This is a genomic window from Flavobacterium coralii (assembly GCF_019891545.1).
In the GTDB taxonomy this organism is placed as follows: Bacteria; Bacteroidota; Bacteroidia; order Flavobacteriales; family Flavobacteriaceae; genus Flavobacterium; species Flavobacterium coralii.
Window position 1 is genome coordinate 64,252 of sequence record NZ_JAHDIU010000005.1, and the last position, 26,517, is coordinate 90,768.

At 42.8% G+C, this 26,517-nt stretch carries 21 protein-coding genes; 10 read left to right on the forward strand and 11 right to left on the reverse strand.

Features of this window, described 5'->3' with window-relative positions; translation table 11 throughout:
* The first annotated feature begins 134 nt into the window (after positions 1-134).
* Positions 135-1,184 carry a PA0069 family radical SAM protein gene (locus tag KJK34_RS09570; RefSeq protein ID WP_223053651.1) on the forward strand — a complete coding sequence of 350 codons (1,050 nt, stop codon included), beginning with the start codon at positions 135-137 and terminating at the stop codon, positions 1,182-1,184.
* On the opposite strand, the gene KJK34_RS09575 is transcribed toward KJK34_RS09570, so the two are convergent.
* Both KJK34_RS09575 and KJK34_RS09580 read right to left on the reverse strand, forming a co-directional pair.
* Entirely contained in the window at positions 1,170-2,165 is a 996-nt protein-coding gene (locus KJK34_RS09575; RefSeq protein WP_223053652.1) for a YpdA family putative bacillithiol disulfide reductase, read from the reverse strand. The two genes, KJK34_RS09570 and KJK34_RS09575, sit on opposite strands and share 15 nt — an antisense overlap.
* A complete protein-coding gene (locus KJK34_RS09580) occupies positions 2,156-2,626 on the reverse strand; it encodes a CYTH domain-containing protein (protein ID WP_223053653.1) in 471 nt (156 codons plus the stop codon). The genes KJK34_RS09575 and KJK34_RS09580 overlap by 10 nt, the downstream gene beginning before the upstream one ends.
* A gap of 223 nt (positions 2,627-2,849) precedes the next feature.
* Here KJK34_RS09580 and KJK34_RS09585 point away from each other — a divergent pair, with 223 nt between their 5' ends.
* Complete coding sequence (locus KJK34_RS09585; RefSeq protein ID WP_223053654.1) at positions 2,850-6,098, forward strand: collagen-binding domain-containing protein; 3,249 nt, start codon at positions 2,850-2,852, stop codon at positions 6,096-6,098.
* A gap of 63 nt (positions 6,099-6,161) precedes the next feature.
* Here KJK34_RS09585 and KJK34_RS09590 read toward each other — a convergent pair whose 3' ends face one another.
* A complete protein-coding gene (locus tag KJK34_RS09590) occupies positions 6,162-7,160 on the reverse strand; it encodes a sterol desaturase family protein (protein ID WP_223053655.1) in 999 nt (332 codons plus the stop codon).
* A gap of 167 nt (positions 7,161-7,327) precedes the next feature.
* Between KJK34_RS09590 and mce the strand changes: the two genes are divergently transcribed.
* The 4 genes from mce to KJK34_RS09610 all read left to right on the forward strand — a co-directional run bounded on the left by mce (position 7,328) and on the right by KJK34_RS09610 (position 10,962).
* Positions 7,328-7,729: a methylmalonyl-CoA epimerase gene (gene mce / locus KJK34_RS09595; protein WP_223053656.1), complete on the forward strand. Its 402-nt coding sequence runs from the start codon at positions 7,328-7,330 to the stop codon at positions 7,727-7,729.
* A gap of 34 nt (positions 7,730-7,763) precedes the next feature.
* The gene (gene rbfA, locus KJK34_RS09600) at positions 7,764-8,156 is read left to right on the forward strand and encodes a 30S ribosome-binding factor RbfA (protein WP_223053657.1); all 393 of its coding nucleotides are present in this window, start codon (positions 7,764-7,766) and stop codon (positions 8,154-8,156) included.
* Positions 8,157-8,164: 8 nt separating this feature from the next.
* Positions 8,165-9,370: an ABC transporter permease gene (locus KJK34_RS09605; protein ID WP_223053658.1), complete on the forward strand. Its 1,206-nt coding sequence runs from the start codon at positions 8,165-8,167 to the stop codon at positions 9,368-9,370.
* A gap of 167 nt (positions 9,371-9,537) precedes the next feature.
* A complete protein-coding gene (locus KJK34_RS09610; RefSeq protein WP_223053659.1) occupies positions 9,538-10,962 on the forward strand; it encodes an MATE family efflux transporter in 1,425 nt (474 codons plus the stop codon).
* Between the two features lie 168 nt (positions 10,963-11,130).
* On the opposite strand, the gene KJK34_RS09615 is transcribed toward KJK34_RS09610, so the two are convergent.
* The 8 genes from KJK34_RS09615 to panC form a co-directional block, all read right to left on the reverse strand.
* Positions 11,131-12,501 (reverse strand): PQQ-dependent sugar dehydrogenase, encoded by a 1,371-nt coding sequence (locus KJK34_RS09615; RefSeq protein ID WP_223053660.1) that lies wholly within the window; start codon positions 12,499-12,501, stop codon positions 11,131-11,133.
* A 127-nt stretch (positions 12,502-12,628) separates the two neighbouring features.
* Positions 12,629-14,242 (reverse strand): DUF4139 domain-containing protein, encoded by a 1,614-nt coding sequence (locus tag KJK34_RS09620; protein WP_223053661.1) that lies wholly within the window; start codon positions 14,240-14,242, stop codon positions 12,629-12,631.
* A gap of 65 nt (positions 14,243-14,307) precedes the next feature.
* Positions 14,308-16,305 carry a transglycosylase domain-containing protein gene (locus KJK34_RS09625; RefSeq protein WP_223053662.1) on the reverse strand — a complete coding sequence of 666 codons (1,998 nt, stop codon included), beginning with the start codon at positions 16,303-16,305 and terminating at the stop codon, positions 14,308-14,310.
* 16 nt (positions 16,306-16,321) lie between these two features.
* Positions 16,322-17,683: a DNA repair protein RadA gene (gene radA, locus KJK34_RS09630; protein ID WP_223053663.1), complete on the reverse strand. Its 1,362-nt coding sequence runs from the start codon at positions 17,681-17,683 to the stop codon at positions 16,322-16,324.
* Positions 17,684-17,689: 6 nt separating this feature from the next.
* The gene (locus KJK34_RS09635; protein WP_223053664.1) at positions 17,690-18,835 is read right to left on the reverse strand and encodes an alpha/beta hydrolase; all 1,146 of its coding nucleotides are present in this window, start codon (positions 18,833-18,835) and stop codon (positions 17,690-17,692) included.
* Positions 18,836-18,874: 39 nt separating this feature from the next.
* Complete coding sequence (locus KJK34_RS09640) at positions 18,875-19,837, reverse strand: lysylphosphatidylglycerol synthase transmembrane domain-containing protein (RefSeq protein WP_223053665.1); 963 nt, start codon at positions 19,835-19,837, stop codon at positions 18,875-18,877.
* 4 nt (positions 19,838-19,841) lie between these two features.
* Positions 19,842-20,192, reverse strand: coding sequence for an aspartate 1-decarboxylase (gene panD / locus KJK34_RS09645; protein WP_223053666.1), 351 nt, complete (start codon positions 20,190-20,192; stop codon positions 19,842-19,844).
* Positions 20,193-20,205: 13 nt separating this feature from the next.
* Entirely contained in the window at positions 20,206-21,051 is an 846-nt protein-coding gene (gene panC / locus KJK34_RS09650; protein WP_223053667.1) for a pantoate--beta-alanine ligase, read from the reverse strand.
* A gap of 109 nt (positions 21,052-21,160) precedes the next feature.
* Here panC and KJK34_RS09655 point away from each other — a divergent pair, with 109 nt between their 5' ends.
* The 4 genes from KJK34_RS09655 to KJK34_RS09670 all read left to right on the forward strand — a co-directional run bounded on the left by KJK34_RS09655 (position 21,161) and on the right by KJK34_RS09670 (position 26,426).
* The gene (locus KJK34_RS09655; protein ID WP_223053750.1) at positions 21,161-21,967 is read left to right on the forward strand and encodes a glycogen/starch synthase; all 807 of its coding nucleotides are present in this window, start codon (positions 21,161-21,163) and stop codon (positions 21,965-21,967) included.
* A gap of 20 nt (positions 21,968-21,987) precedes the next feature.
* Complete coding sequence (bamH, locus tag KJK34_RS09660; RefSeq protein ID WP_223053668.1) at positions 21,988-23,559, forward strand: BamH family beta-barrel-assembly machinery protein; 1,572 nt, start codon at positions 21,988-21,990, stop codon at positions 23,557-23,559.
* A gap of 10 nt (positions 23,560-23,569) precedes the next feature.
* On the forward strand, positions 23,570-25,417 hold the full coding sequence (glmS, locus tag KJK34_RS09665) for a glutamine--fructose-6-phosphate transaminase (isomerizing) (protein WP_223053669.1): 1,848 nt from the start codon (positions 23,570-23,572) through the stop codon (positions 25,415-25,417).
* Positions 25,418-25,517: 100 nt separating this feature from the next.
* Positions 25,518-26,426 (forward strand): AraC family transcriptional regulator, encoded by a 909-nt coding sequence (locus KJK34_RS09670; protein WP_236937627.1) that lies wholly within the window; start codon positions 25,518-25,520, stop codon positions 26,424-26,426.
* Positions 26,427-26,517 lie beyond the last annotated feature (91 nt).

Genomic DNA, 26,517 nt, shown 5'->3' on the forward strand with positions numbered 1-26,517 from the left:
AACACATATAAATGCATTAAGCCTGCCCGAATATGGCAGGCTTTTTTTGTCAGCATTTTCTGTGTTGATAAAATATTCCTATTTAATATTAGAAAATAATCTTATATCTATATCTTGCGCTTAAATGTCAGGATATGAAAAAGGAGATTAAAGGACAGGGCGCAACAGGCAATATACACAACCACTTTGAGAAAAACCGATATGAACAAAGCATCTACCAGGATGATTATGAGGAAGATATAGCAAAAACACAGGTTATAGACGTTTATCCTAAAACCATTGTAAACACTGTAAAAAGCCCTGACCTTTCGATGGCTTATTCTATGAACCCCTATCAGGGTTGCGAGCATGGCTGTGCTTACTGCTTTGCCCGCCCCACACATGAGTACTGGGGCTATAGTGCAGGCATCGACTTTGAAAGGGTAATACTCGCCAAAAAAAATGCTCCCGAACTGCTGGAACAGTTCTTCAAAAAGCGGGGCTATAAACCTGAACCTATATTGCTTTCGGGTAATACCGACTGTTACCAACCGGTAGAACGTAAGATGCAGATTACCCGCAGGCTGCTACAGGTTTTCCTGGACTACAGGCACCCGGTACACATACTCACCAAAAATGCATTGGTAACCCGTGATACTGATATTTTACAGCAAATGGCCGAAAAGAATCTTGTAACCGTTTCTTTAAGCATACCCACCATAAACGAAGAGCTGCGGCGCAGGCTTGAACCGAGAACCTCATCGGCTATCAATAAATTAAAAGCAATAGAAACGCTTTCACAACACGGCATACCTGTCCATATCATGGTTGCACCAATGATACCGGGACTTAACACCATGGAGATACTACCCATTGTAAAAACAATAGCGGAGCGTGGCGCTCTTGATTTCGGTTATACGCTGGTACGGTTAAATGATGCTGTTGAACCCGTTTTCAGGGGGTGGCTTGCTGAGCATTATCCGGAACGGCAGGAAAAGGTGTTGCACCAGATAGAAAGCATGCACGGCGGCAAGCTGGGCGAAAAGCAGTTCTTCAAACGCCGGAAAGGCGAAGGCAATATTGCCGAGATGATACACACCTCGTTTAAGGTGGCGCGGCAAAAGTATTTTACAGGAAAAGAACTGCCTGAGCTTACCACTTCGCTGTTTGACGGTACCAAAGGCGAGCAGCTACGGCTGTTTTAGCTCCCGCCTGCTCATAATATCATTTACAATCATGTCGGCATGCACACGCGAGTTTTCTATAAACCACTTGTGGGTTTCCAGTCCGCCGCACACTACGCCTGCAAGGTATAATCCGCTTACATTGGTTTCCATTGATTCGGGATTATACTTTGGCGTGCAGTTTATCCCATCTGAAAGGGTAATACCGCAGCTTTTCAGGAAATCAAGGTCGGGGCGATAGCCGGTCAGCGCCAGTACAAAATCATTCTCTACAGTAACAGTACCTTCAGGTGTGGTAATCGTTACTTGTTTTTCGCTTATTGCTGCCACTTCAGAATAAAAATAAGCCTTAATGCTTCCTTCTTTAATACGGTTCTCTATATCGGGCTTAATCCAGTACTTAACCCTGTCGTTTATTTCACCTTTACGTATAACCATGGTAACCTCAGCGCCTTTGTGCCAACATTCCAGTGCGGCATCTACCGCCGAGTTGTTTGCGCCTATCACAAGTACTTTCTTAAAGGCATATTCATGGGCTTCTTTATAGTAATGGTGCACTTTCGGCAGGTCTTCTCCCGGCACGTTTATGTACATGGGTATATCATAAAAACCTGTAGCTATCACCACATTCGAAGCAGTATATACATTTTTATCTGAAGTAAGGTTAAACTGTCCGCTCTCCTGCTTTTGCACGCTTAGCACCCTTTCATATAAGTGGATATTCAGCATAAATTTGCGCTGTATGTTGCGGTAGTACTCCAACGCTTCCTGCCTGCCGGGCTTGGGTGCTATACAGGTAAAAGGCACCCCTCCTATTTCAAGCCTTTCGGCAGTAGAAAAAAACGTCATGTATAACGGATAGTTGTACAGGCTGTTAACCAACGATCCTTTTTCTAAAAGCAGGTAATTAAGCCCCTTGCGCTGTGCTGCTATGGCACAGGCCATACCAATGGGGCCTCCACCAATTATAACAAGGTCATATGGCTTAGTGTTTACTTCCATGTTTTGTAGGGGTTGCGGCTCAGGTAGGCATTATAATAGCGGACATCGCCCGTTACTTCTTTACCCAGCCAGTCGGGTTTTTCAAAAATTTCATCTTCGTGCTGCAACTCTATTTCGGCAACAAGCAATCCTTCATTTTCACCAAAAAATTCATCCACTTCAAAAATATGGCTGCCTGATTTTACTTCATACCTTATTTTATCTATACTGCCGCTTTCGCACAGTGCCAGCAGGCTACGGGCTTCAGCTACGGGAATTTCAGTTTCCCATTCCAGGCGGGTGGTGCCGCTTTCGTTGCTTTTTCCTTTAATGGTAAGATAGCCTTTATCGCCTTTGGTGCGTATGCGTACAGTACGCTCAGGGTGGCTGTTCAGGTAACCCTGCGCAATACGCTCGTGCTTATAGGCCTGCGCCTTAAAACCTGTATTTTCTACTAAGAATTTACGTTCTATTTCGTTCATATAATGAAATGCAATTGCTTATGCAAGTTAAGGAATTTAGGCGTGAAGATTAAAATATGTAGTCTGTGAACCGTTTACCACTATAAAATTATAATATGATTTTCTAATAATATTTCCTGCAATAGATTTACATTATACTGATATAAAGCAAGTTTCAATTTTTTTTGTAAATAAATTAACATTTTTTTATTACGTTTGCAGTTCAAATATTTAAATATTAAATATGACCCCCAAAATTACTCTCAGTGCTTTATTGCTTCTGGGCCTAAAGGTTTTTTCGCAAAGCCCTACAGCGCCCGCACAAGGTTTTAATGTATTTACAGAACAAAACCTTACACTTATTACTAACGAATCTGAAGGGCCTGTTGCCTGTGGCGGCAATCTTTCCATTCAGGGCAACTACCAGATTTCGGTTAATGATGCCGGAACTTTTACGGTTAACAATGTAAAAATCGGATTGCTTGTTGGCGGAAAGGTTAATTATACCTCCGGCAACGCAGTACAGATTAACAACAATGCTTACGTAAAAATAGGCAACAATACCGGCTCACACGTTTGGTATTACGACCAGAACAATGCCGCCTCGCCTATTCGTGTTACCCCAACGCCGGACTATAACTCTTCACCCAGGATTATGCTGCAGGCCAACGCCAATCAGCTTAATGTGGGTGTAAACAACAACCCGGTTTTCCAGTCGGGTGTTATAGATTTTGCAGGTGCATTCCAGTCATTAAAGGCGAGTTCGCTAAGCATAGCGCAGTGTACACACAATGCACAGCTAACCAACCCTAACGGACAATCTATATCCAATACCAACCTGCCCAACCAGATTAAGATTAACATGCAGGATGGTATCAACTATTTTAATATAACGGGCACCGACCTGAATAATGTACAGCAGTTTACCTACAACAACCAGCCAAGTGCATCTAAAATACTGGTTATAAATGTAGATGCCCCCGGTACTTTTAACTGGAAAGTCTGGAACCAGGCGGGTGTCGGCTTCCAGAACTGTCCTTACATACTGTATAATTTTTACAATACCACACAACTTAATATTACCGGCAACAGCACGATAGAGGGTACTGTGTTTGCCCCGTTTGCAGATGTAAATAAGACGGTTAACCAGTCTAACATTGAAGGCCAGGTAATAGCAAAATCGTTAGTACATGGCGGTGGCGAAATGCACTACGCACTGTTTGCACCAACCATAAGCGGTTGTGCGCCTGTTGCAGGTGTTGCACCTACAGCCGGGTTTAACGTAAACCAAACGGCACAATGCTTTAACGGCAACCAGTTTACATTCAGCAATACATCAAATACAGGTACTGCGGTACAGCCGGAGGCTCCTGTAACTTATGCGTGGGATTTTGGTGACGGAACCACAAGTACCGATATGAACCCTGTAAAACAATATGCAGCAGGCGGCACTTATACCGTTACACTTACTGCAACCAACACCTATGGTTCAGATACTTATTCTCAGGTTGTAACAGTAAATACTGTAGCTGCCGCCGTATTCACACAATCGGTAACAAGCACAGGGGCAGGCAGTATAACTAAACAGGTAACTTTATCTAATGCAGGCAGTTACAACAGCATTACATGGTATCTTAATAATGATGAAGCAGCACAATTTGCCAATCAGAGCTCTGCAAGCTTTACATTTACTCAGGCAGGCTATAATACCGTAAGCGTTCTTGTAACCGATGCCAACGGTTGCAGCGCAACTTACACTACTGCGGTAGTTATAGAATCTGAAGATGTGAATACAGGTAACGATGGCGGACTTGAAAGCGAAAGCCTTGGCGATGCCGTATCTAAAAGATATGTACAGCGCAAAATGAAGAGTGTGCCAACAGCATTAACCAAAACCGATGCTATGCTGTTTAACAAGGGCAGCATTCAGCACAGCTACTCAGCACGTTCTGCACAGGGGCAGACCATGCTTGATATGTTCCCGTCTCAGCTTGCACCGGGCAATGTGGCACACGTTACATCGCCTACCGATATATTAGATTATACCGTTGCCCAGGAAGTACTAAGCGTTGACTTTATGCTTTCCGGCAAAACTAAAGCTGTTGTACTGGGCGTAAGGACAGAAGATAAAGTGTATAACCACACTAAAGCGTCATGCGACAGGCTTCGCGGCGCAGAGATCATGGACGTTAAAACAGTAACTATAGATGGTTACAACTTTTTAATGCAGGCCATAAAACAGCGTAACGGCGTTACTGAATATGCCATATCTTTTGCTGCAGGAAAAAACAATAACGACAATTTTTACGCATTACAAACCAACTGGTTCGTAAAAGAATATACTGCTTACAATGATGTGTATAACTTCCAGGTGTGGTCAGTTAATCCTGAAAACACTGTTAAGCTGGTAAAAGACATCATTAACAACCTTAACAGCTACCTGCCTGTACATCAGACAGAAGTTCAAAAAATGCCTGAAACCTATGCTGCAAAAGTATCGAGGGAAGGCGTTAACCTTATGCTGAAACTAAAAAGCACAAAAGAAAACCAGAGCATAGAAGTGGCTATGGATGAGGTGTACAGCGAAACCAACGGGTTTGCGCTACGATATAACCCATTCAACTCTCAAAAAGAGCAAACTGTTCAGCTTGAGGTTAAAGATGGTTATGAGTATGACGGCCTTATAAAAGTTAACGGCGCCATACAGGATGCTTTCTATCACGCTGACGGTAACTGGGGACTTGATTATGATGCTGCCTATACTACCATAAACAGCTATTTAGTTTATAATGATTTTGAGAGGGTTTATAATGAAGAAGAGCTTGCCATACACAGAAATGTGCAGTTAAAAGCACACAGCGAGTATGATTACCTTACACTTTATAAATCATTACTGCCGGGCAACCTGCCTGCAGATTATACCGAGTACGGCTACCTGTCGTTTAAGGCAAAAGGCAGCGGCCTGCTTGAGCTTGGCCTTGTAAAGGCATCTGTAGAGGAATGGAAGCACCAGTACAGGGCTATTATAAATGTGGGTGAAGAAGAGCAGACTTATTATGTGCCTTTTGATTTCTTTACTTCTACGAAAACAAACCAAAAGATTACAGCAGACGATCTTTCTATGCTAACCTTTACGTTCTTACCGGTAAAGGCAGGTACTACTGACCTTGACCTTACCATTGAAGATGTTAAGTTTACCAAGTCGGCGCCACAGGGATACGAAGAGCTGCTTAATACTATGCAGAATGAATTCATGGTGTACCCTAACCCATCTCGCGGAACGGTAAACTGCCTGCTGTACAGCGATATTGCTGATAGCGCAACTGTAACCCTGCACGACATTACAGGTAAAGTTATTTATACCGCACCTGTTAACCTTGAAGAAGGCAGGAACGAGCTTCAGTTCAACTTTGATGTGCCTACCGGGCTAATGTTCTTTAACATTACGGGTACAAAAACCAATTATGGTACTTCTAAAATTATGTTTCAGTAGATAAGTTTTAATACCTGAAAGAGCTGCCGATTGGCAGCTCTTTTATTTTATGATAGTTTGTGGCTATGCAGTACCCGCAACAGTTTCAGGCTTTTTTACAACCTTCACGTCTTCGGGTTTGGCTTTTACGCTTTCTGCCTGTTTGTTCAGGAGGGCTATTTCTTCGCGCATTTGCTTTACGGTTTTAGTACTTCCGTCATGGCTCCAGCCCGGCGGGCCGAATATATACATGAACTTATGTTTCCATTTTTTAGATTTTTTCATATCGCGCCAAATGTTGGCGTACTCATGGGTTAAAACTACATAAGGGTTATGTGAACCCGGCGGCGTGGTTACACCGAACTCTATATGCACATCATCATCATAATCTTTCCATGTGCCAAATATCTTGTCAAAAATATTCAGGAAACCGCCGTGGTTTTTGTCCATATATTCCAGGTTTTTAGAGTGGTGCACCTGGTGCATGCGATGCGTGTTGAATATCTTCTCTACAAAGCCAAGCTTAGGCACGTAAACAGAGTGCAATTGAAACTGCCATAATGACTCTATACCCAAACATACCAGCAGCATTTCAGGCGGAAAACCAATGGCCGGTATCCACATGTAAAACAACGGCTTGTAAAACAACGTAAACCAGCCGTTACGCACCGCAGTACCTAAATTAAAATTATCTGAAGAATGATGAACTATATGGGCAGCCCAGAAGAAGCGCACCATGTGGTTCTGGCGGTGAAACCAGTAATAGCTGAAATCGTCTGCAAGCTGGCACAGCAGCCACACATACCATGCGTAGCCGAATGACTCCCACCCGAAAATATTAACCCGCACGCCATCTACCACCGGGTTAAAAAGTTCGTAAACAGTAACAAAAACCACAATGGCAGTTACTGTTTTCAGCAGGGCGGCAAGCACAGCAGAGCCTGTACCAATGGCAAGGCTTGATGAAAGGTCTTTCCAGTTGTAAAGGTCTTTTCGTTTGGTGAATTTGCTGTAGCTGAGCTCCAATAATATGAGGCCCAAAAAGCAGGGTACCCCATATACCAACGGGTTTGTAAAATCCATTAAAATGATATGATTGTTAAAGAATTAAAAGCAATTTCCTTAAAGGTAGGGCTTAAAAAACCGCATAAAGAACTTTAGGCAGCATTTAGTACAAGTTTAACGTTGTGCCGCAACAACACAAGGATTAAAAAGAAATAAGTATTTTTACAGATAATATGCAAATTAACATGAGGAAAATAGAACACATAGGCATTGCCGTAAAAAATCTTGAAGAGTCTAATCAGTTATTTGAAAAACTGATGGGAGCCCCTGCCTATAAAACCGAAGAGGTAGCCAGTGAAGGGGTTAAGACTTCTTTTTTTATGAATGGCCCCAACAAGATTGAGCTGCTTGAAGCTACAAACCCTGATAGCCCGATAGCAAAATTTTTAGAGAAGAAGGGCGAAGGCATACACCACATTGCTTTTGATGTGGAAGACATAACTGCCGAAATAGAGCGCCTTAAAGCCGAAGGCTTTATCGTGCTTAACGAAACACCCAAAAAAGGTGCTGACAATAAGCTCGTAGCCTTTTTGCACCCTAAGGGCACCAACGGTGTACTGGTAGAACTTTGCCAGGAAATTATATAAGCCCGTGCATTTATAATTTAAGTACCTTTGCATTATGGAAACAAACAGGCAGAAAAAAATTGGCACCCTGCTGCAAAAGGACCTTGTGGATATCCTTCAGGGAGAGGTGCGTAAAAACAATATAAGCAACCTTATTATCTCGATATCAAAAGTAAATGTAACGTCAGACCTTTCTATTGCAAAGGTTTACCTCAGCATTTTCCCTACAGAAAAAGCAGGCGAACTGCTTAATGCCATTCGCTCTAACACGCCGCTTATAAAGCACGACCTCGCACAGCGCGTAAAGCTGCAACTGCGCAAAGTGCCTAACCTTATTTTTTATATTGACGATTCACTTGACCAGATGGAAAAACTGGACAAGGAACTTAAGGGTGAAAATAACCCTATTACCAATCCTGAACTGCTGGATCGCCGCAAAAAAATGTAATCTGCCATTTGAGCTTCCCACTTTACATAGCCCGCCGTTATACCATAAGCAGGAGCAAAAGCTCGGCTGTAAATATCATTACGGCTATTGCAGCACTGGGCATTGTAGCCAGTACGGCAGCACTTTTTATTATTATGTCGGCTTTTAGCGGGTTGCGTGAGTTTACAATATCAATGACCAGCGATACAGACCCTGCCCTAAAGGTTTTACCCGCGCTTGGCAAGTCGTTTATAGTTTCAACGGAAGATGAAGCAAAACTAAAGCAGGTAAAAGGCATTGCCACTTTTTCAAAAACTGCAGAACAACGGGTACTTTTCTATTATGAGGGCAAAGAACAGGTAGCTTTTTTAAAGGGGGTCGACAGTGTTTATCCTACAGTAAGTAATATTAAGCAACACGTGCTGGCAGGGCAATGGCTCGAACCGGGTACCAGCCAGGCGGTTGTAGGCTACGGCACTATGTCTAAACTTTCTATGGGGCTGCTTGATTTTAACAGCGCTCTTGAAGTATTTGTTCCCAAACCCGGAAAAGGCCTTATAAACTCACCTGAAGAAGGTTTTAAAAAAGCTGCACTGGTTCCTATCGGCTTTTATTCCATAAATGAAGATATTGACAGTAAGTATGTTTTTATGGACTTGGGATTGGCGCAGGAGCTCCTGCTTTTTAAGCCCAACCAGATAAGCGCGCTGGAGTTAAGCCTTACCCCTGATGCTGATGAAGATGCTATACGCGAGGAGCTTAATGCTATCTTTGACAATAAAATAACCATTAAGAACAGGGCACAGCTAAACGAGTCGTTATACCGCATGCTTAATGGCGAAAACCTGGTTACGTACCTGTTTTGCTCGCTGGTGGTAATAATGACGCTGTTTTGCCTGGCAGGTGCCCTTATCATGCTGATACTGGATAAAAAGGAAAATATAAAAACCCTTTTCAGCCTGGGCACAACGGTAAACCAGCTTCGCAGGATTTTCCTGTTACAGGGCATTTTCATTACCACAATCGGCGTTATTACCGGGCTGGCGATAAGCATAGGCGTTGTGATGGCACAGGAACATTTTAACCTGCTTATGCTTACGCAAACACTTGCATACCCTGTAAGCTTAACCGTAAACAATATTCTTATTGTTATTGTAACCATTTATGTTTTAGGCATATTAGCCTCATGGCTTGCGGCAACACGCATAAATGGCAGGTTGCTTGAAAATTCATGATAATTTTATATCGCCTGTAATTTTTTCTTCTATATTTGCGCCATACACTTACGAATTATGATAGTATTTACTGTCCGAATCCGATAGGGCTACTACATCCGCAAATTTTATTTATAGGCAAAAGTATTTTTGCCCTTTACTATTATTAATTTAATCCAACCCACATAATGACACAGGCTTTACAGGGAAAAAGCACGCTTTCCCGATTTTTTATATTACTGAAAGAATCGCTTAAAGGCGGTAATATCGATTTTACACAGGGCAGCATCCGCAGGGCGGTGCTCCTTCTTGCCATACCCATGATGCTCGAAATGATGATGGAATCAGTATTTGCACTAGTTGACCTTTATTTTGTAGGGCATCTTGAAAACAGCAGCTTTGCCGTACAAACGGTAGGGCTTACAGAATCTGTACTCACTATTATCTATTCTATCGCCATAGGCATGAGTATGGCAGCAACAGCCGTTGTGGCACGCCGTATTGGCGAGAAAGACCCCGAAGCGGCATCACGGGCGGGTATGCAGGCCATAGTGGTAGCCGTAGCCGTAAACCTTGTTATAGCTGCCTTTGGTTTTATATATGCCACCGATATATTACTCTGGATGGGCTCTTCACAAGCTTCTGCAATTTACGGAACCGACTTTGTGCGTATCATGATGGGAGGCAGCTTTGTTATCATGCTGCTTTTCCTTTTCAATGGTATCTTCAGGGGTGCCGGCAATGCCGCCATAGCCATGAAAAGCCTTTGGATAGCCAACATTTGTAACATCATTTTATGCCCGGCTTTTATTAATGGCTTCGGGCCTATACCGGCAATGGGGCTTACGGGCGCGGCAATAGCCACCACGGTTGGGCGGGGTATTGGCGTTGCTTACCAGCTATACAACCTGTTTAACGGAAAAGGCATGCTAAAGGTGGCGCTGTCTTACTTTAAGCCGCAATGGGAACAGATAAAAGCGCTTGTAAAAATAGCGGCACCGGGTGTTATGCAGTTTGTAATAGCCTCGTGCAGCTGGATATTTTTAGCGCAGCTTGTCGCCACCACAGGTGGCGATGAAGGCTCGGCGGGGTATCAGAGTGCATTACGCATAATGATGTTCTTTCTGTTGCCTGCATGGGGGCTTAGTAACGCCGCTGCCACACTGGTAGGGCAAAACCTGGGCGCTAAAGAAGTGCATCGCGCCGAAAGGTCGGTATTTGTAACGGCAAAGTTTAATGTTATTTACATGGGAATTATCATGCTGGTCAGCCTTTTTGCAGCCGAGCCTATCATGTGGTTTTTTACCAATAACGCTCACGTGCATGATATAGCAGTACAGGCCATACGGATACTGAGCAGCGGCTTTGTGTTTTATGGTGCAGGCATGGTACTTATAAACGCCTTTAACGGCGCAGGCGACACCCGCACACCTACAAGGGTTAACTTTTTCGGGTTCTGGCTTTTCCAGATACCGCTTGCCTATGTGCTTGCCAAAGTATTGGATATGGGGCCTACAGGCGTGTTTATAGCCATACCGGTGTCTGAAACCGCCATAACTATAGCCAGCATTATACTGTTTAAAAGAGGGCGCTGGAAGCAGGTACAGGTGTAGCATAGACTTATAAAATAAAAAAAGGGTACTGTCTCAAAAGTGTGTCATTCTGAACGAAGTGAAGAATCTCAAATAGTTGATTTAGTTAAGATTCCTCCTATCGTCGGAATGACAAAATGCTTGTAAAAGCACTTTAAGACAGCACCTTTTTGCTATAATAAGTTCAGCTTACTTTACAGATAATTTGTGGCTGTAAACATTACCGTTGCTGCCCGTTAACTGCATAAGGTATATCCCGGCAGGTAAATCACTTATGTTAACTGTATTTTCAGATGATACTGAGAATTGCTGTTGCATAAGTAGCTTTCCGCTCAGGTCATATACTGCGGCAGCCGTAAGGTTTATATCGTTACCTGATTTTACGGTAACCACATCTGTTGCAGGGTTAGGATAAAGGCTGAATGCAGAGCCACTGAACGCAGGTGCTGACATAGTACCGCCTAATATTTTATAAATATTACCGCTTACGCCTCCTGCTATATACAGTTCTCCGTTGATGTCTTCTCCAAAAGTGGTAAAAAAGTTGCCCTCATAAACATCAGACCAGGTTATATCAAAGTTGTCATCTACTATACCTATCTGGTTGTTACAATAATCGGCAAACAGGTATTTGCCCTGCAGGGCAGGATAAGTATCTCCCGTATAAACATACCCGCCCGTTACAGAGCAACCGTCTGTATCATCATGAAAGTACTCTGCTACAGGGTTTGTGTACATTTCAACCAGCGAACAGCCTTCGCTGTTATATGTCTGGCTGCCTTCAAAACAGCGCCACCCGAAGTTAAATACCGGGCCGGCAGGGTCAACTTTATTAATTTCTTCCACCTGCCCCTGGCCCACATCTGCTATCCACACGTCGCCATTATTTCTGTTGAAAGAAAACTTCCAAGCATTGCGCAACCCGTAAGCCCATATTTCGTCAGCGCCATCTGTATCCAGAAAAGGGTTGTTCAGCGGTATGGTATAGGGCAAATCGCCATTTACATCTATCCGCAGCATTTTACCCAATAATGATTCTTTATTTTGAGCGTAGTTGTTAGGGTCTCCGCCACTGCCGCCATCACCCATAGATATATAAAGATATCCATCAGGGCCAAAACGCAGGCAGCCCCCGTTGTGGTTGCTAAAAGGCTGGTCAATGGTAAGCAGTATTATTGCACTTGAGGCATCTGCAACATTTTCATCTTCACTAACGGTATAGCGTGCTATAACCGTATCGCCCGATGTGTTGGTATAGTTAATAAAAAAGTATCCGTTATTGGCATAATCAGGGTGAAAGGCAAGCCCGAGCAGGCCACGTTCGCCACCCGCAGAAGCTAACAACGAACTCACATTTAGGAATGGTGTCGCATTTATGGTACCATCTGCATTAAGGATTTTTATAAGACCTCCCTGTTCTGTAACAAAAAGGCGGCTGTCACCTGCATGCACCATTTCTGTAGGTTCTGATACACCCGAAGCAAAAAGCTCAAGGCCTACTTGTTGCCCATAAGCAAATGTGCCCGCCATTATAAGCGCTAATAGTAATGTTTTTTTCATAGCTGATTGTTTATTAAGTTCTTATACTAAGGTAGGAATATTTTTTAATAAAGTATGTTACCGCTAAAATAAAAGCCTCCCTGAAAAAAAGAAGGAGGCTTTGAAAAATATAAGGGTTAGTTGGTGGCTATAAATTGGCTATAACCTGGTCTTTCGGGTAACGGACTTTATAGCTTATCCGTACATTCTTGGTTTCACCGGGCTTAATTTTAAGCTCCCAGGTTAGTATGCCGGTTTCTTTATTAACCTGCGCACCGTCGTCTTTTAGGAGTTCAATCTCAATTTTTTCATCGGTGCTTAACGGATACTGGTCTTTCAGTGTAAGGCTTACCGCATCTTTTTTGTTATTGCGGACTGTAATATCATAAGTAAAGGTTTGCTCACGGTAAGATGAAAGGAATTTAGTACCCGATTTATCAGCTATTTTTTCGCGTGTAACTGATATCTTTTTATCCCTGCCCATGCTAAGGCTAAGCGTATCTGTAGTCTGGTTAGGATCAATGAATGTTTTACCTATATACATACCCTCAAACACTATATTTGCCTCTCCCCTAAGTAAATTGTATTGCGAATAATCGCTTAATTCTGCCAACAGGAATGCTTCTTTTTCCAGCTTTGGCACTGCATAATGCTTGTAAGTAGCGGGTAGCTTTATTTCTTTAAGGGTAACGCTGTGCTGCCTGCCGTTAGAGAGTATATCATAGGGCACATCTATATCAAAGCTGATGCTTAGCTGGTTTTCGCTTATGGTAGTATAATCAGATACTGATGATTCCTCTCCCGGAGCATATTTCGATTTTTGTATATTAAGCCCGGCAACCTGACCCTGTAAACTATTTAAAACTGCATTACTGTTATTATAAGGCTGATAGATTGCCCCGAACCGTAAGAACCATGCCTGCAAAAGCGGAGCCACATTGTTTTGGTTGGGTATGCCGCTGCTAAGAGTAAGCTTTGCCTGTTTCCAGTCGATGCCAGTTTGCTGCACCACCTGCGCTTTATATACCATATTGATGGGATCGGTTGTATTTTCAGCCCTCAGCTCATAAAAGGGCGACCATGAAGCGCCGGACGTTAGGTAGCTAAGCTCTACCGGCACATTGCCTGCCACATCATTCATTACCTGCAATACAAGCTTGCCACGGCTTGCATTAGGTTCTTTGGTAATATTGGTGTTGAGCCTGCTCCTTAGGTTATTGAGCAGAACCGTAAGCTTTTCCTGCTTTTGTGCAAGAGTATTCTCCTGTAGCACTATTTCTTTGCGCTTGTTGCGATGAAATTCCACCAGCTTTGCAAGTTCATCTACAGAAAGGCCTGATTCCTTACAGGCTGCCTGCTGGTTACGGTCGAGCAGTTCAAGGGCTTTCTGCTCAGAAGTACGCTCTAAACCGATGCGCTGTATAGCAGTTTCTAAAAGCGATATACTGTCGCGTACTTTTGTTAGTGCAGGCGAACCGGCATCAGGCTCATTCTCTGTAATATTATCGCGGGTAAACTGTACCGATAATACCGTTACATTTTTAGGTGCACCTATGCGCACAGTTGCCTCGTTAATATAATCGGCAACATTAAGTATAACAAGCTCGCTTGTTCCGGCAGGCAGCACTGCCTGTGCCGATTGTGTAATTTCGGCACCGTTAAAATATACGGTAGCGGCTTTTACCTTAGCCTGGGTAAAAACCGGTTTTTGTGCAAAGGCAATACCGCTGCAAAGCAGTAATGCAAAAAATAGCTTCTTCATATATATTGGTTTTATATATAAAGAGCACTTTTACAATAAAAAGGTTGGGACAGCAGCAAACTTTTTTAATAAGCCATGTTACCCAGATTAAAGAAGAATTTATCTACCTCTACCGAATCCATTTGTACAGGCTCAGCTTCTTTAAGCCTTAAGCGGTTGCGGCCGGGCCCGGTGAGATATACCTGCCCGTCCTGCGCTATAGTATCTTCAGGGTTAATAAGCCCCCTACGCAGCATAATATCCATAATAAATTTATTATGGCGGGCGGCGTGTGACTTAAGGTCGCCCTCATCATTAAACTGCCACATAAACGATTTTGGGCGCGGCACTATACTGGCAAGGTAAATACTTTCATCAAGCGAAAGCAAAAGCGGTGGCTTCTGAAAGTAATATTGTGATGCCTCGCCGATTCCATATACATCGGGCCCCCATTCTATAATGTTGAAATATACCTCCAACATACGTTGCTTGCTTACAATGCGGTTGTTCTCCAGTATGTACACCAGCAGTATCTCCTCCAGCTTGCGCGAAAGGGTTTTCTCGCGGGTAAGAAAAGCATTCTTAACCAGTTGCATGCTGATTGTACTTGCGCCCCGGGCAAATTTTTTAGTTTTAATATTCTTGATAATCGACTGGCGGAAAGCTTCTGTAATAAAGCCGCTGTGCCTGTAAAACGAAGGGTCTTCACTGGTAAGTACCGCATTTACAAGATAAGGGGAAATCAGCTCTAACGGAGTATAATCAGGGTTTTCTGGCCCGACAACTACTGCACGCTGCCTTACGCCATTATCTATCGCGCGATACGTAAATGTACCATTGAGCTTAGCAAGGTTAGCTTCGCCATATTTGGTAATCTTCAACCCGTTTTTGGTGAGGTTGCTGTCAAAAACAAGCTCTTTGGGTTTGTTCTTGTTATATTCAAAAACCAGGTCATAGCTAAAGGTACCTTCGGCTTCCATTCCTTCAAAATTGGTAAATAAGCCTTTGGGCAATGAAGTAATAAAATCCTGCGCCTTCATGTCGGGTATCTTAGCCTGAAGCTGGTAAACCGTGTCCTGCTCTACACTGTACTTGGCAAATGGCGAAAACTTTACTTTGTTGAACTGAACGACCGAAGAGCTGTCCAGTGCCATAAAATCGCTCCCGAAAAGAAAATGGTAATCAAAGCGTGCACTGTCTATAACCACATCCTTTTTAGCAATTTTAGGATGGTTTACCATAAAATCCTCTACAGAGGCCACACCATCTATATGCAGCTCTCCGCCATCCATATCAATATTATCTACCTTTAGCCTTATGGCATCAAACCCCGATTTAAGGTTATACCTCGTGGTTATGTACGGTAATTCAATACGTGAAGTGTCACTGTTAAAAAAGCGAAGGTCAGCCTGGCGGTTGCGTGGGTCGGCCATGCCTTCAACATTCCATTTCTGGAGCCTCTCGCCCTCATGCACCCCAAAAACTGAGGTTAGCTGCTTGTCTTCAAGCTTTAAATTTTCGAGGTTTATACGCACTTTCCTGCCCATATCGTCAAGGCGCAGCGAAAGGTTTTGCAGCGTCATATCGGTAGGCACAAGGTTTAGCATGCGCGTTAAAAGCCTGTATGCTTTTTTTGCATAGTTTACTTTTTCGCGGGGTTCGGTTTCTTCTTTAATCTCTTTTTTAGCGGGTTTAAGAAATGCATCAAAGTTTTTGCCTTTGCTGTTACGCACGAGCTGAATGTAGCCGTTCTTCATGTCCAGCCCGCCAAGCTGCAGGTCGCCTGTAAGCAGGCGCGATACATTAATTTTTGTAGTAAGTGTTTCTATGCTAAGCAGTGTGTCGGCTTTGTGCGGCACAAGGGTTATGCCCTGCATGGCAATACCGCTAAATCCTTCAAAGTGTGCATCTTTAACCGTGAGTGTAGTATTATAGTCACGCTCCATTTTAGCGGCTGCCTTTTCCAGCGTTTGCTCTAAAATGGCATTCCTGAATATAAAGAAGCACAAAAGCCCAAGCAGCATAAGGCCTGCAATAGAGCCAAGTGTTATAAAAGCTATTTTTTTTATTCTCTTTTTCTGCATTTTATCTGTAGCTGATTTATCCGAACAGGTGGCCTGCCACATCTTCTATCTTTGCCACCAGCTTAATGTCTATCAGTGTGTCTTTTAATGAAATTTTATTGTATTTGGATACAAATATCGTAGAAAAACCTAATTTTTCGGCTTCAAGTATGCGCTGCTCTACCCTGTTAACCGGCCTAATCTCGCCTGAAAGCCCTATTTCGCCTGCAAAACAAAAGTCTTTATTTACTGGAATATCTTCGTTAGACGATAATATGGCAGCAACCACGGCAAGGTCAATTGCCGGGTCATCTACATTAATACCCCCTGTAATATTAAGGAAAACGTCTTTAGCACCAAGGCGGAAGCCTGCACGTTTTTCTAATACCGCAAGTATCATGTTAAGGCGTTTGGCGTTGTAGCCTGTTGTGCTGCGCTGTGGAGTACCATATACCGCCGAACTTACCAATGCCTGTATCTCTACCATTAGCGGGCGCATACCCTCAAGAGTTGTGGCAATAGCGGTGCCGCTCAGCTCTTCTTCTTTATGCGATATCAGTATTTCCGAAGGGTTTGCCACTTCGCGCAGCCCGCTCCCCAGCATTTCATAAATGCCAAGCTCGGCAGTAGAGCCAAAACGGTTTTTCAGGGAACGGAGTATGCGGTAAACGTGGTTACGGTCGCCTTCAAACTGCAAAACGGTATCTACCATGTGCTCCAGTATCTTGGGGCCTGCTATGCTGCCGTCTTTTGTTATGTGCCCTATCAGTATAACGGGTACATTGCTTTCCTTTGCGAATTTTATAAGCTCGGCAGTGGTTTCGCGTATTTGTGAAATACTCCCCGCTGAAGATTCTATGTAATCGGAATGCAGGGTTTGTATGGAGTCAATTATCACCACTTCGGGTGTGGTGGCCTCAATCTGCTTAAATATGTTTTGTGTCTTGGTTTCGGTAAGTATAAAGCAGTTATCGGCTGCGCCGGTTATCCTCTCGGCACGCATTTTTATCTGCTTCTGGCTTTCCTCTCCCGAAACATAAAGGGTGCGATACGGCAGTTTTAATGATATTTGCAATAGCAGCGTGCTCTTACCGATACCCGGCTCACCGCCCAAAAGCGTTAAAGATCCCGGAACCAGCCCACCGCCCAGCACACGGTTCAGTTCGGCATCGCCGATATCCATGCGCTGCTCTGCAGCCGTATCAATTTCATTTATCCGTAAAGGTTTTGATGCCCGTTTAGGCTCTGCCGACGAGGTGCGCCACGCAGGCTTTTCTTCTTTTTGTATCAGTTCTTCTACAATGGTGTTCCACTCCCTGCACGAATTGCACTGCCCCTGCCACTTTGGGTATTGCGTGCCGCAATTCTGGCAGAAAAAAGAAGTCTTTACTTTCGCCATTTACTATTACTCCGTCAGTTTTTTTAGTGTTTCCGCTTTTTCTATAATCACATCTTTGGTATAATCGCCAATAGGCTCATAGTTGTATGCCTTAAGGTATGCACGCACGGCCTTGCGGGTTTCTCCTTTCATTTCGTGGTGCAGCCCCTGGTAATATTCGCCTATTATCATTTTAGGGTAATCTTCCCTTGCCATATCGGCAAGCTCTTCCAGTTCGTCATAAGCCGCATTTTTCATAATTGCAGCTTCTATGGCCTTAAAATCGTTGAGCCTTACCGGAATTTTTATACCTAAATCATTTTTTATGGCATCATACTTTTTCCTCAGATATTCCACATAACCGCCGGGCAGTGTCACTATCTTTTCTTCATACTCTAAAGATGATATGGGCTGGTAGGCCGAAAATATAAAATAGAGCGCATCAGGAATGCCCATTACCACCAGCGAGTAGTGTGATGCGCCTGCAAATTCCTCAAATTTATACTTTAAATTCTCGTTTTCAGTAGCTTTTAGGTTTTCGTTAAGCGTACCTATTTTTTCTTTTATGCTTTTTACATCCCCGCTTGCGGTGGCAAGATAGTAATACAGAGGTTTTTGTGTAGTTTTAATCGCTTCTGCCACACGGGTTTCCATATCAGTAGAAAGTATCGGGCTAAATGCTATATAGGCATTAAACACAGGTTTTTCCTTGTACAGGAAAAAGTTCAGGAAACCTGCTGTTACATTATGCCCCGCCACCACCCTGAAAGGTGCCACGCGGTAGTTCTTCTCCATGTAGGGTATAAGCTCATTGGCTATAAACTGGTAAAACTGGTCGCCCTGCCCCTGCGGCAGCCCTGTAGTTTGATACACATCGGTATCCAGTTTGCGCCCTTCGGCACCTTCGTGGTTTACTCCAACAATAATTACTGGGGGCAAATCATCCCAATAGGTAGTGTAAGAAATTGTTCCTGAAAATGGGTCTAAAAGATACTCGCCATCAAGCAACACAAGCAACGGATAGCTGCGCTTAACATCCTGGTCGTAAAAAGGAGGCAGCACAACGTTAACCGGCCTGTTGCCAAAAAAACGCGAGGGCACATCTTCCGGAATTACCTGGGCGGGCACAGCGGAAGCCATACATAAAAAAAACAGCAATAATTTGTATTTCATGGGATTAGGACTTAATGGGAATGCCCTGCAAGGTAGCAATTATTTTTTGCCGTAGAGTAAAGGCAATGCTAAAAATGAGAGCCCTCCTAAAAAAATTATGAACACAATCTGAGAGGTCCACACTATCCATCCAAAGGCTGTACCCGCCTGCAGAGGAACGCCGTAAAGTTCCAGTATTGTAGCCAGCACAAACGGATATACACCAAAACCGCCATTGGTAAATGTAATGGCAAGGCTGCCAATTACAAAAGCGGTGGCAACAGCCCCCAGGCTTACATCTGCAGTTTGCGGTAATGCATATATGGTAATATAAAACATGGCAACATAAGTAGCCCAAATGTAAAGTGAATGTAAAAGGAAAGGCCACTTGTTCGGCATTTTAAAAACGCTTAAAGAACCCTCTACAAGCCCGTTTACTTTTATTTTAAGTTTAGCTACCCAGCTAAGGCGGGAGTACATATAAAACAGTACCGCTGCTATAAAAAATATACCGGCAACACTGCCGTAAAACAACAGCTTTTCTACAGGCACAACTTCTGTAAGGTATATTTTAAGGGTATCAAACTGTATGATGACTGTTCCTGTTACGCACAGTACCAGCAATATCAAATCGACCACCCTTTCCGATATTATGGTACCGAAACCTTTATCAAACGGCACATCCTGATAATTTTTAAGCACTAATGCCCGTGATACTTCACCGGAGCGCGGTATGGTAAGGTTAAGGAAGTAACCGATGCTTACCGCAAAAAAGTTTGCCATGAAAGGCGACTGGTAGCCCATGTGCGCCAGTGTGTACTTCCACCGATAGGCTCTTGATATATAACCTGTAAGCGCCAAAAAAAGCGACAGGGCAATGTAGGTATAGTCGGCATCTTTAAAATAGCCTGCCATTTCTTCGCGTTGCTGCGGCGTAAACTGGTTGTAGCTGTATATAATTAAAAAAACTCCCAACAAAAGTGGGAGTGTAATGCTTAATATCCTGCTTAGTTTTTTATTCAAAACCTTATGTTAATGAGTTATCCTTTTCGTTAGGAAAAACAATAGAAGGCTTAAACTTCTTTGCCTCCTCAAACTCCAGTATGCCATAAGAAATAATGATGATTATATCTCCTTTCTGCACCTTTCTTGCAGCAGGCCCGTTAAGTGTAATTTCGCCGCTGCCCCTGTTTCCTTTAATCACATAAGTTTCAAGGCGTTCGCCATTGTTAATATTAACTATCGAAACTTTTTCCCCTTCAATAATATTGGCTGCATCCATCAGTGCCTCATCAATGGTAATGCTGCCTATGTAGTTTAAATCGGCTCCAGTCACCGTTACCCGATGTATCTTGGATTTTACAACTTGAATTTGCATGGCACAAAGGTAATCAATTTAATGAAATATTGTCTATTAACCTCACATTGCTTAACATAACTGCAACAAAGCCCCGGTATTTTTTATTTTCTTTTACGGTTGCCGGCACAAGGGTATCTTCGTCGGCTATTTCAAAATATTCAAGTTCAAACTCAGGGTGCTGCGCAAAAGCCTGCTCCACATAGTTTTTCACTTGCATAACATCTTCATTCTTAAACTTTTCCTTCGCTTCGTTAAGCACTTTATATATAAATGCTGCCTTTTCCCTGTCCTGCCCTGTCAGCCTTTGGTTGCGCGAGCTCATGGCAAGGCCGTTCGGCTCGCGGGTTATGGGGCAGCCAATAACCTGCACCGGCATATTTTGCTTTTCCACCAGTTTTTTAACTATCTGCAACTGCTGAAAATCTTTTTCACCAAAATAGGCGCGGGTGGGGTTTACATATTCAAACAGTTTTTTTACTATGGTGCCCACACCGTCAAAATGCCCGGGGCGGTGGCTGCCTTCCATTTGGTGCTCCAGCCCGTCAAAAGAAAACGAGGCCGACTGGGTGTTGCCGCCATACATTTCATCTACCGAAGGGGTAAACACTATAATATCAGGGCTAACTGTTGCAATCTGCTCTATATCGGCATCAACAGTACGCGGGTATTTTTCAAGGTCTTCGGGGTTATTAAACTGTGTGGGGTTTACAAAAATGCTGATAACTGTAACATTGTTGTCCTTAACAGATTGCCTTAAAAGCGAGAGGTGGCCATTGTGCAACGCCCCCATTGTAGGGACAAAACCAATTGAAGAACCTTTGCTGATATAAGGTGCCAGGTGCGCCTCCAGATCGGCTTTATAATTGAAAATGAGCATTAAGTTTAAATTAAAAAACGGTGCTAAATTAATTATTTAGTTATAAACTGGCTAAAAATGTTTAATTTTGCATGCTTTAAGACCCAATTAAAAAAAATAATTTTTGAAGATGGAGGATAAGAGGATATTATATGTATCATCTGAAGTAGTGCCTTATTTGGCTGAGAATGAAGTTTCGTTAATGTCGTATGAAGTACCAAAAATGATTAATGACCAGGGCGGGCAGATCAGGATTTTTATGCCGCGTTATGGTAACATTAATGAAAGGAGGCACCAATTGCATGAGGTTATCCGCCTATCCGGCATGAACTTAGTGGTTAACGATATGGATATGCCGCTGATTATTAAGGTGGCTTCTATACCCAAAGAAAGGATACAGGTTTACTTTATAGACAACGACGAGTACTTTAAGCGCAAGGCAACCTTTACAGATGAAGACGGGGTTTTATATCCTGACAATGACGAGAGGGCAATATTTTTTGCCAAAGGTGTGGTAGAAACGGTTAAAAAGCTTAACTGGGTTCCGGATATTATACACGTGCATGGATGGATGGCCGGCATGCTGCCTGTATATATGAAGCATTATTACAAAAATGAGGCGCTGTTTGCCGATACCAAGATTGTAACATCTGTTTATAACCAGTCTTTTGACGGTAACCTGAACGACGAGATGCTTAAAAAGGTATTGTTTGACGGTGTGCCCGAAGAAGATGTAAAGATGCTTGCAACACCTAATTATACTAATTTAGTTAAAGCCTCTATAGCACACTCTGATGCTGTTATTGTTTCATCTGAAAACCTTTCGGCTGAACTGCAGGCAGCTGTAGAAGAGTCAGGAAAACCATTCCTGCCTTACGTTTCTAAAGATAAATTTGCTGAAGCATATACTAATTTCTACAAAAATCAGGTTTTATAGTAAACTTTTTAAAAAAACCTATGACAAATTCTTTTTTCAGGACATTACTTTTTGCTCTAAGTATTGCTTTTTTTGCTTCATGCGATTATGAATATAACGACCTTGGCTCTGATATTATAGACGACGATATACACCACAACATGCTGCGCTATGAAGCAAGCGTGGCAGCTTATGATGCTGCAACGGGTGCTGTACAGGCTAACAACCTGCCTATTAACTCACTTGGCGTTTATGATAATCCGGTATTTGGTAAAACAGTTGCCAGTTATGTAACACAATTGCAGTTGGCAAGCGCAAACCCAACCCTAACCAACCCGGTTATAGATTCGGTTTACCTGTATGTGCCTTATTTCAGCCGTTTTGAAAGTACAGATGAGAATGGTAACAACACCTATTCACTTGACTCTATATATGGTAACCCCGAAGCCCGAATAAGGCTGAGCATTTATGAGAACAAATACTATTTAAGGACAACCGACCCGGGTTCAGGAGATGCCTCCGCACAAAAGTATTATTCTGATGAAAAATCGCTTGTTGAAAACAATAGGGGTACTTTACGATTAAATGACGGAACTGCTTCTCAAAATGATCAGTTTACGTTTAGTAAAAATGAGATAAAACGTTTTTATGTAGAAGATGGGGAAAGTAAAGTTGCAGAGACTTTTCAGCCGGGTATGTTCTTATACCTGAACAAAGAATTTTTCCAGCAAAAGATACTAGACGCTGCAAGCGGTAACTTATTAAACAACAGTGTTTTTGCAGAATATTTCAGGGGGCTTTATTTTAAGGTTGAACAGATAGGCGACCAGCAGGTAATGGCTATGCCACGTTTCGATCAGGGTAAAATAACCATAAAGTACACCGACAACAAGCTTGACACAGAAGGTAACCCTACTAACGAAACTGAAAAGAAAACATTAACGCTTAACCTTACGGGCAACAGCATCAACTTTTTTGAAAATACGTATACCGATGCCTTTACTACTGCTATAAACCAAAATGATGATGCAAGCGGCGATGAGCGCCTCTACATTAAAGGCGGTGCAGGCGCTATGGCGGTTATAGATGTATTAAGCCAGGAAGATATAGATTTACTAAGGCAGGAAAGAGTACTTATAAACGAGGCAAACCTTACTTTTTATGTAGATAAGCAGGCTATGGCAAACGCCAAAGAACCGATGCGAGTATATCTTTATGACCTTAAGAACAAAAGGCCGTTATATGACTACAGTATAGATAATACCAGTAATAATACCTACCCTAAATATGGCAAATTTGTGCACGGCGGGTTACTGGCCTATGATACAGACGGGCGTGGTTTAGGTTATAAAGTGCGTATTACCAACCACATCAATAATATTATCAATAACGACTCCACTAACGTTAAGCTTGGGCTTGTGGTGACCGAAAACATAAACGTTACCAGCAATGCATCGTTAAAAACACCATTTACTGCCGGCACTACCGAGGTTAAAACGGTACCGGTTTCATCTGTTACGCATCCGTTCGGCACTGTGCTTTACGGCAGCAACAACAGTGTTCCTGAAGAGAAACGCCTTAAACTTGAAATATTTTATACTAAACCAAATTAATTATTAATCTATGTGTGGAATTGTTGGTTACATTGGGCACAGGGAAGCATACCCAGTTATAATTAAAGGCCTTAAAAGGCTCGAATACAGGGGGTATGACAGTGCAGGTGTTGTTCTTTATGATGGCAACGACCTAAAGCTTTCCAAGACGAAGGGTAAGGTTTCAGACCTTGAAGCCAGGGCACAGGAAGAGATTTCTCTTACAGGCACTATTGGCATCGGACATACGCGCTGGGCTACCCACGGGGTGCCAAACGATGTTAACTCACATCCGCATTTTTCTAATTCAGGTAATCTGGTAATTGTTCATAATGGTATTATAGAAAACTATGAGCCGCTTAAAAAAGAACTTATCAGCAGGGGCTACACCTTTAAATCAGATACTGATACTGAAGTTCTTGTAAACCTTATAGAAGACGTTAAGAAAAAAGATAACCTTAAGCTTGGTAAGGCTGTTCAGATAGCGCTTAACCAGGTTGTTGGCGCTTATGCCATTGCCGTTTTTGACAGGGAAAGGCCAAATGAAATTGTAGCGGCACGCCTTGGCAGCCCGTTGGCAATTGGTATCGGCAAAGATGAATTCTTTGTAGCTTCAGATGCTTCTCCGTTTATAGAATATACATCAAACGCTATATACCTTGAAGATGAGGAAATGGCGGTTATACGCCTGCACAAGCCAATGAAGATCCGTAAAATTAAGGACGATTCTTTGGTAGACCCTTATGTACAGGAACTGCAAATGAACCTTGAGCAGATAGAGAAGAATGGTTACGACCATTTTATGCTTAAGGAGATATATGAGCAGCCGGCTGTAATTAAAGATACTTACAGGGGAAGGCTTCATGCTAACGAGGGGCTTATAAAAATGGCGGGCATAGAAGATAACCTGCAAAAGTTCCTTAACGCCGACAGGATCCTTATTGTAGCGTGCGGTACATCATGGCATGCCGGCCTTGTAGCAGAATATATTTTTGAAGAGTTTACCCGCATACCTGTAGAGGTAGAGTATGCTTCAGAATTCCGTTACAGGAACCCGATTATTAATGCTAATGATGTGGTTATAGCCATATCACAATCAGGCGAAACTGCCGATACGCTTGCTGCCATTAAGCTGGCAAAAGAGCATGGTGCATTTGTATTCGGTGTTTGTAACGTTGTTGGTTCATCTATTTCACGCGAAACGCATGCAGGTGCTTACACGCACGCAGGCCCGGAAATTGGTGTGGCATCAACAAAAGCATTTACTACACAAATAACCGTATTAACACTTATTGCACTAAGGCTTGCAAGTGCAAAAGGCACTCTTTCAAACTCTGCTTACCACAGGTATTTGCAGGAACTTGAAATCATGCCTGAAAAAGTAGCGGAAGCGCTTGAAGTAAATGATAAAGTTCAGGCTATAGCCGAAATTTATAAAGATGCACCCAACTGCCTTTACCTTGGCAGGGGCTATAACTTCCCTGTAGCATTAGAAGGCGCACTCAAGCTAAAAGAGATTTCATACATTCACGCAGAAGGTTACCCTGCAGCAGAAATGAAGCACGGCCCTATTGCGCTTATAGACGAGCAAATGCCGGTTGTGGTTATTGCACAAAAGCAGGAGCACTACGATAAGATTGTAAGTAACATACAGGAAATAAAATCACGCAGCGGTAAAATTATAGCTGTGGTTACCAGTGGCGACACCCAGGTTAGGGAGCTTGCCGACCACGTTATAGAGATACCAAGCACAGTAGATGCTTTATCTCCGTTGTTAACCACCATTCCGCTACAGCTGTTAAGCTACCATATTGCGGTAATGAGGGGATGTAACGTAGACCAGCCGCGTAACCTTGCCAAATCGGTAACGGTAGAATAAAAACAAAAGACACTTTCATACAACAACCCGCAGCTAAAACTGCGGGTTGTCTGCTTTATAAAAATTAAGCTAAATTGGCTGCTTTAAAATAGTAGTGTTTTTGAAGGACAACAGCATATACATCAACCGTATTAACCGGGTTTTTGACTTTATAGATGATAATCTTAATGAGCCGCTGTGCCTGAAAAAGCTTTCGGATATAGCCTGTTTTTCGCCTTATCATTTTCACCGGATTTTTCGTGACATAACAGGTGAAACCCTTAATGAGTATGTTATACGGCAGCGTATAGAAAAAGCAGCGGCGGCCCTTCTTCATAAAGAAAATATGAATGTTGGTGAAGCAGCCGTTTTATATGGCTTTAATGATAAAACATCATTCTCAAGAGCTTTTAAAAAGTTTTATGGTATAAGCCCGACGGGGTTTAAGAAACAAAATTCAAGCAGGTACAGCAGGATAGAACAACTAAAAAGCAAGAATAGCCAACAAAAACACGCAGCCGAAAAATACCTTTGCATTATTACTAACCTTAAACAATGGATGGCAATGAATGCAGAGATTACAGTAAAAGATTTACCGCAAATGCATGTAGCATATGTTACCGCGCTTGGTGTTCAGGAACTGGCAGGCGCTTTTAATACGCTCATACAATGGGCTGCGCCGCGTGGGCTTATGCAGGGTAACGATTTTAGAATGCTTACTTTATATCACGATAGCTTTAAAGTAACAAGTGCCGATAAAGTCCGCATGAGTGCATGTATCACAGTAAACGATAAGGCTTTGACAGGCGGAGCAATAGGCTTTACCACCATTGCAGGCGGCAGGCATCTTACAGGCCGTTTTAAAATCGGCCTTGATGAATTTGAGAAGTCATGGACGGGAATGTTTATGGAAATGAACGAGCTTGGCTTTAAAAAAGCAGACAGGAACCCGTTTGAAATATACTACAATGATTTTAATGAACATCCTGAAAAGAAATGTATAGTAGATATATGCATACCAATAACATAAAAAAAGGCATTCCCCGGTTGTACCTTAAGAATGCCTTTTAAACACCAAAAACAAAAAATTTAACTAACCTTGTAATCCTTTTGTGTGCTAA

What these genes read in the sequence shown, in the direction of transcription:
- KJK34_RS09570 (WP_223053651.1), top strand. Translation starts at nt 135, where the DNA reads ATGAAAAAGGAGATTAAAGGACAGGGCGCAACAGGCAATATACACAAC.
- KJK34_RS09575 (WP_223053652.1), bottom strand. Translation starts at nt 2,165, where the DNA reads ATGGAAGTAAACACTAAGCCATATGACCTTGTTATAATTGGTGGAGGC.
- KJK34_RS09580 (WP_223053653.1), bottom strand. Translation starts at nt 2,626, where the DNA reads ATGAACGAAATAGAACGTAAATTCTTAGTAGAAAATACAGGTTTTAAG.
- KJK34_RS09585 (WP_223053654.1), top strand. Translation starts at nt 2,850, where the DNA reads ATGACCCCCAAAATTACTCTCAGTGCTTTATTGCTTCTGGGCCTAAAG.
- KJK34_RS09590 (WP_223053655.1), bottom strand. Translation starts at nt 7,160, where the DNA reads ATGGATTTTACAAACCCGTTGGTATATGGGGTACCCTGCTTTTTGGGC.
- mce (WP_223053656.1), top strand. Translation starts at nt 7,328, where the DNA reads ATGAGGAAAATAGAACACATAGGCATTGCCGTAAAAAATCTTGAAGAG.
- rbfA (WP_223053657.1), top strand. Translation starts at nt 7,764, where the DNA reads ATGGAAACAAACAGGCAGAAAAAAATTGGCACCCTGCTGCAAAAGGAC.
- KJK34_RS09610 (WP_223053659.1), top strand. Translation starts at nt 9,538, where the DNA reads ATGACACAGGCTTTACAGGGAAAAAGCACGCTTTCCCGATTTTTTATA.
- KJK34_RS09615 (WP_223053660.1), bottom strand. Translation starts at nt 12,501, where the DNA reads ATGAAAAAAACATTACTATTAGCGCTTATAATGGCGGGCACATTTGCT.
- KJK34_RS09620 (WP_223053661.1), bottom strand. Translation starts at nt 14,242, where the DNA reads ATGAAGAAGCTATTTTTTGCATTACTGCTTTGCAGCGGTATTGCCTTT.
- KJK34_RS09625 (WP_223053662.1), bottom strand. Translation starts at nt 16,305, where the DNA reads ATGCAGAAAAAGAGAATAAAAAAAATAGCTTTTATAACACTTGGCTCT.
- radA (WP_223053663.1), bottom strand. Translation starts at nt 17,683, where the DNA reads ATGGCGAAAGTAAAGACTTCTTTTTTCTGCCAGAATTGCGGCACGCAA.
- KJK34_RS09635 (WP_223053664.1), bottom strand. Translation starts at nt 18,835, where the DNA reads ATGAAATACAAATTATTGCTGTTTTTTTTATGTATGGCTTCCGCTGTG.
- panD (WP_223053666.1), bottom strand. Translation starts at nt 20,192, where the DNA reads ATGCAAATTCAAGTTGTAAAATCCAAGATACATCGGGTAACGGTGACT.
- panC (WP_223053667.1), bottom strand. Translation starts at nt 21,051, where the DNA reads ATGCTCATTTTCAATTATAAAGCCGATCTGGAGGCGCACCTGGCACCT.
- KJK34_RS09655 (WP_223053750.1), top strand. Translation starts at nt 21,161, where the DNA reads ATGGAGGATAAGAGGATATTATATGTATCATCTGAAGTAGTGCCTTAT.
- bamH (WP_223053668.1), top strand. Translation starts at nt 21,988, where the DNA reads ATGACAAATTCTTTTTTCAGGACATTACTTTTTGCTCTAAGTATTGCT.
- glmS (WP_223053669.1), top strand. Translation starts at nt 23,570, where the DNA reads ATGTGTGGAATTGTTGGTTACATTGGGCACAGGGAAGCATACCCAGTT.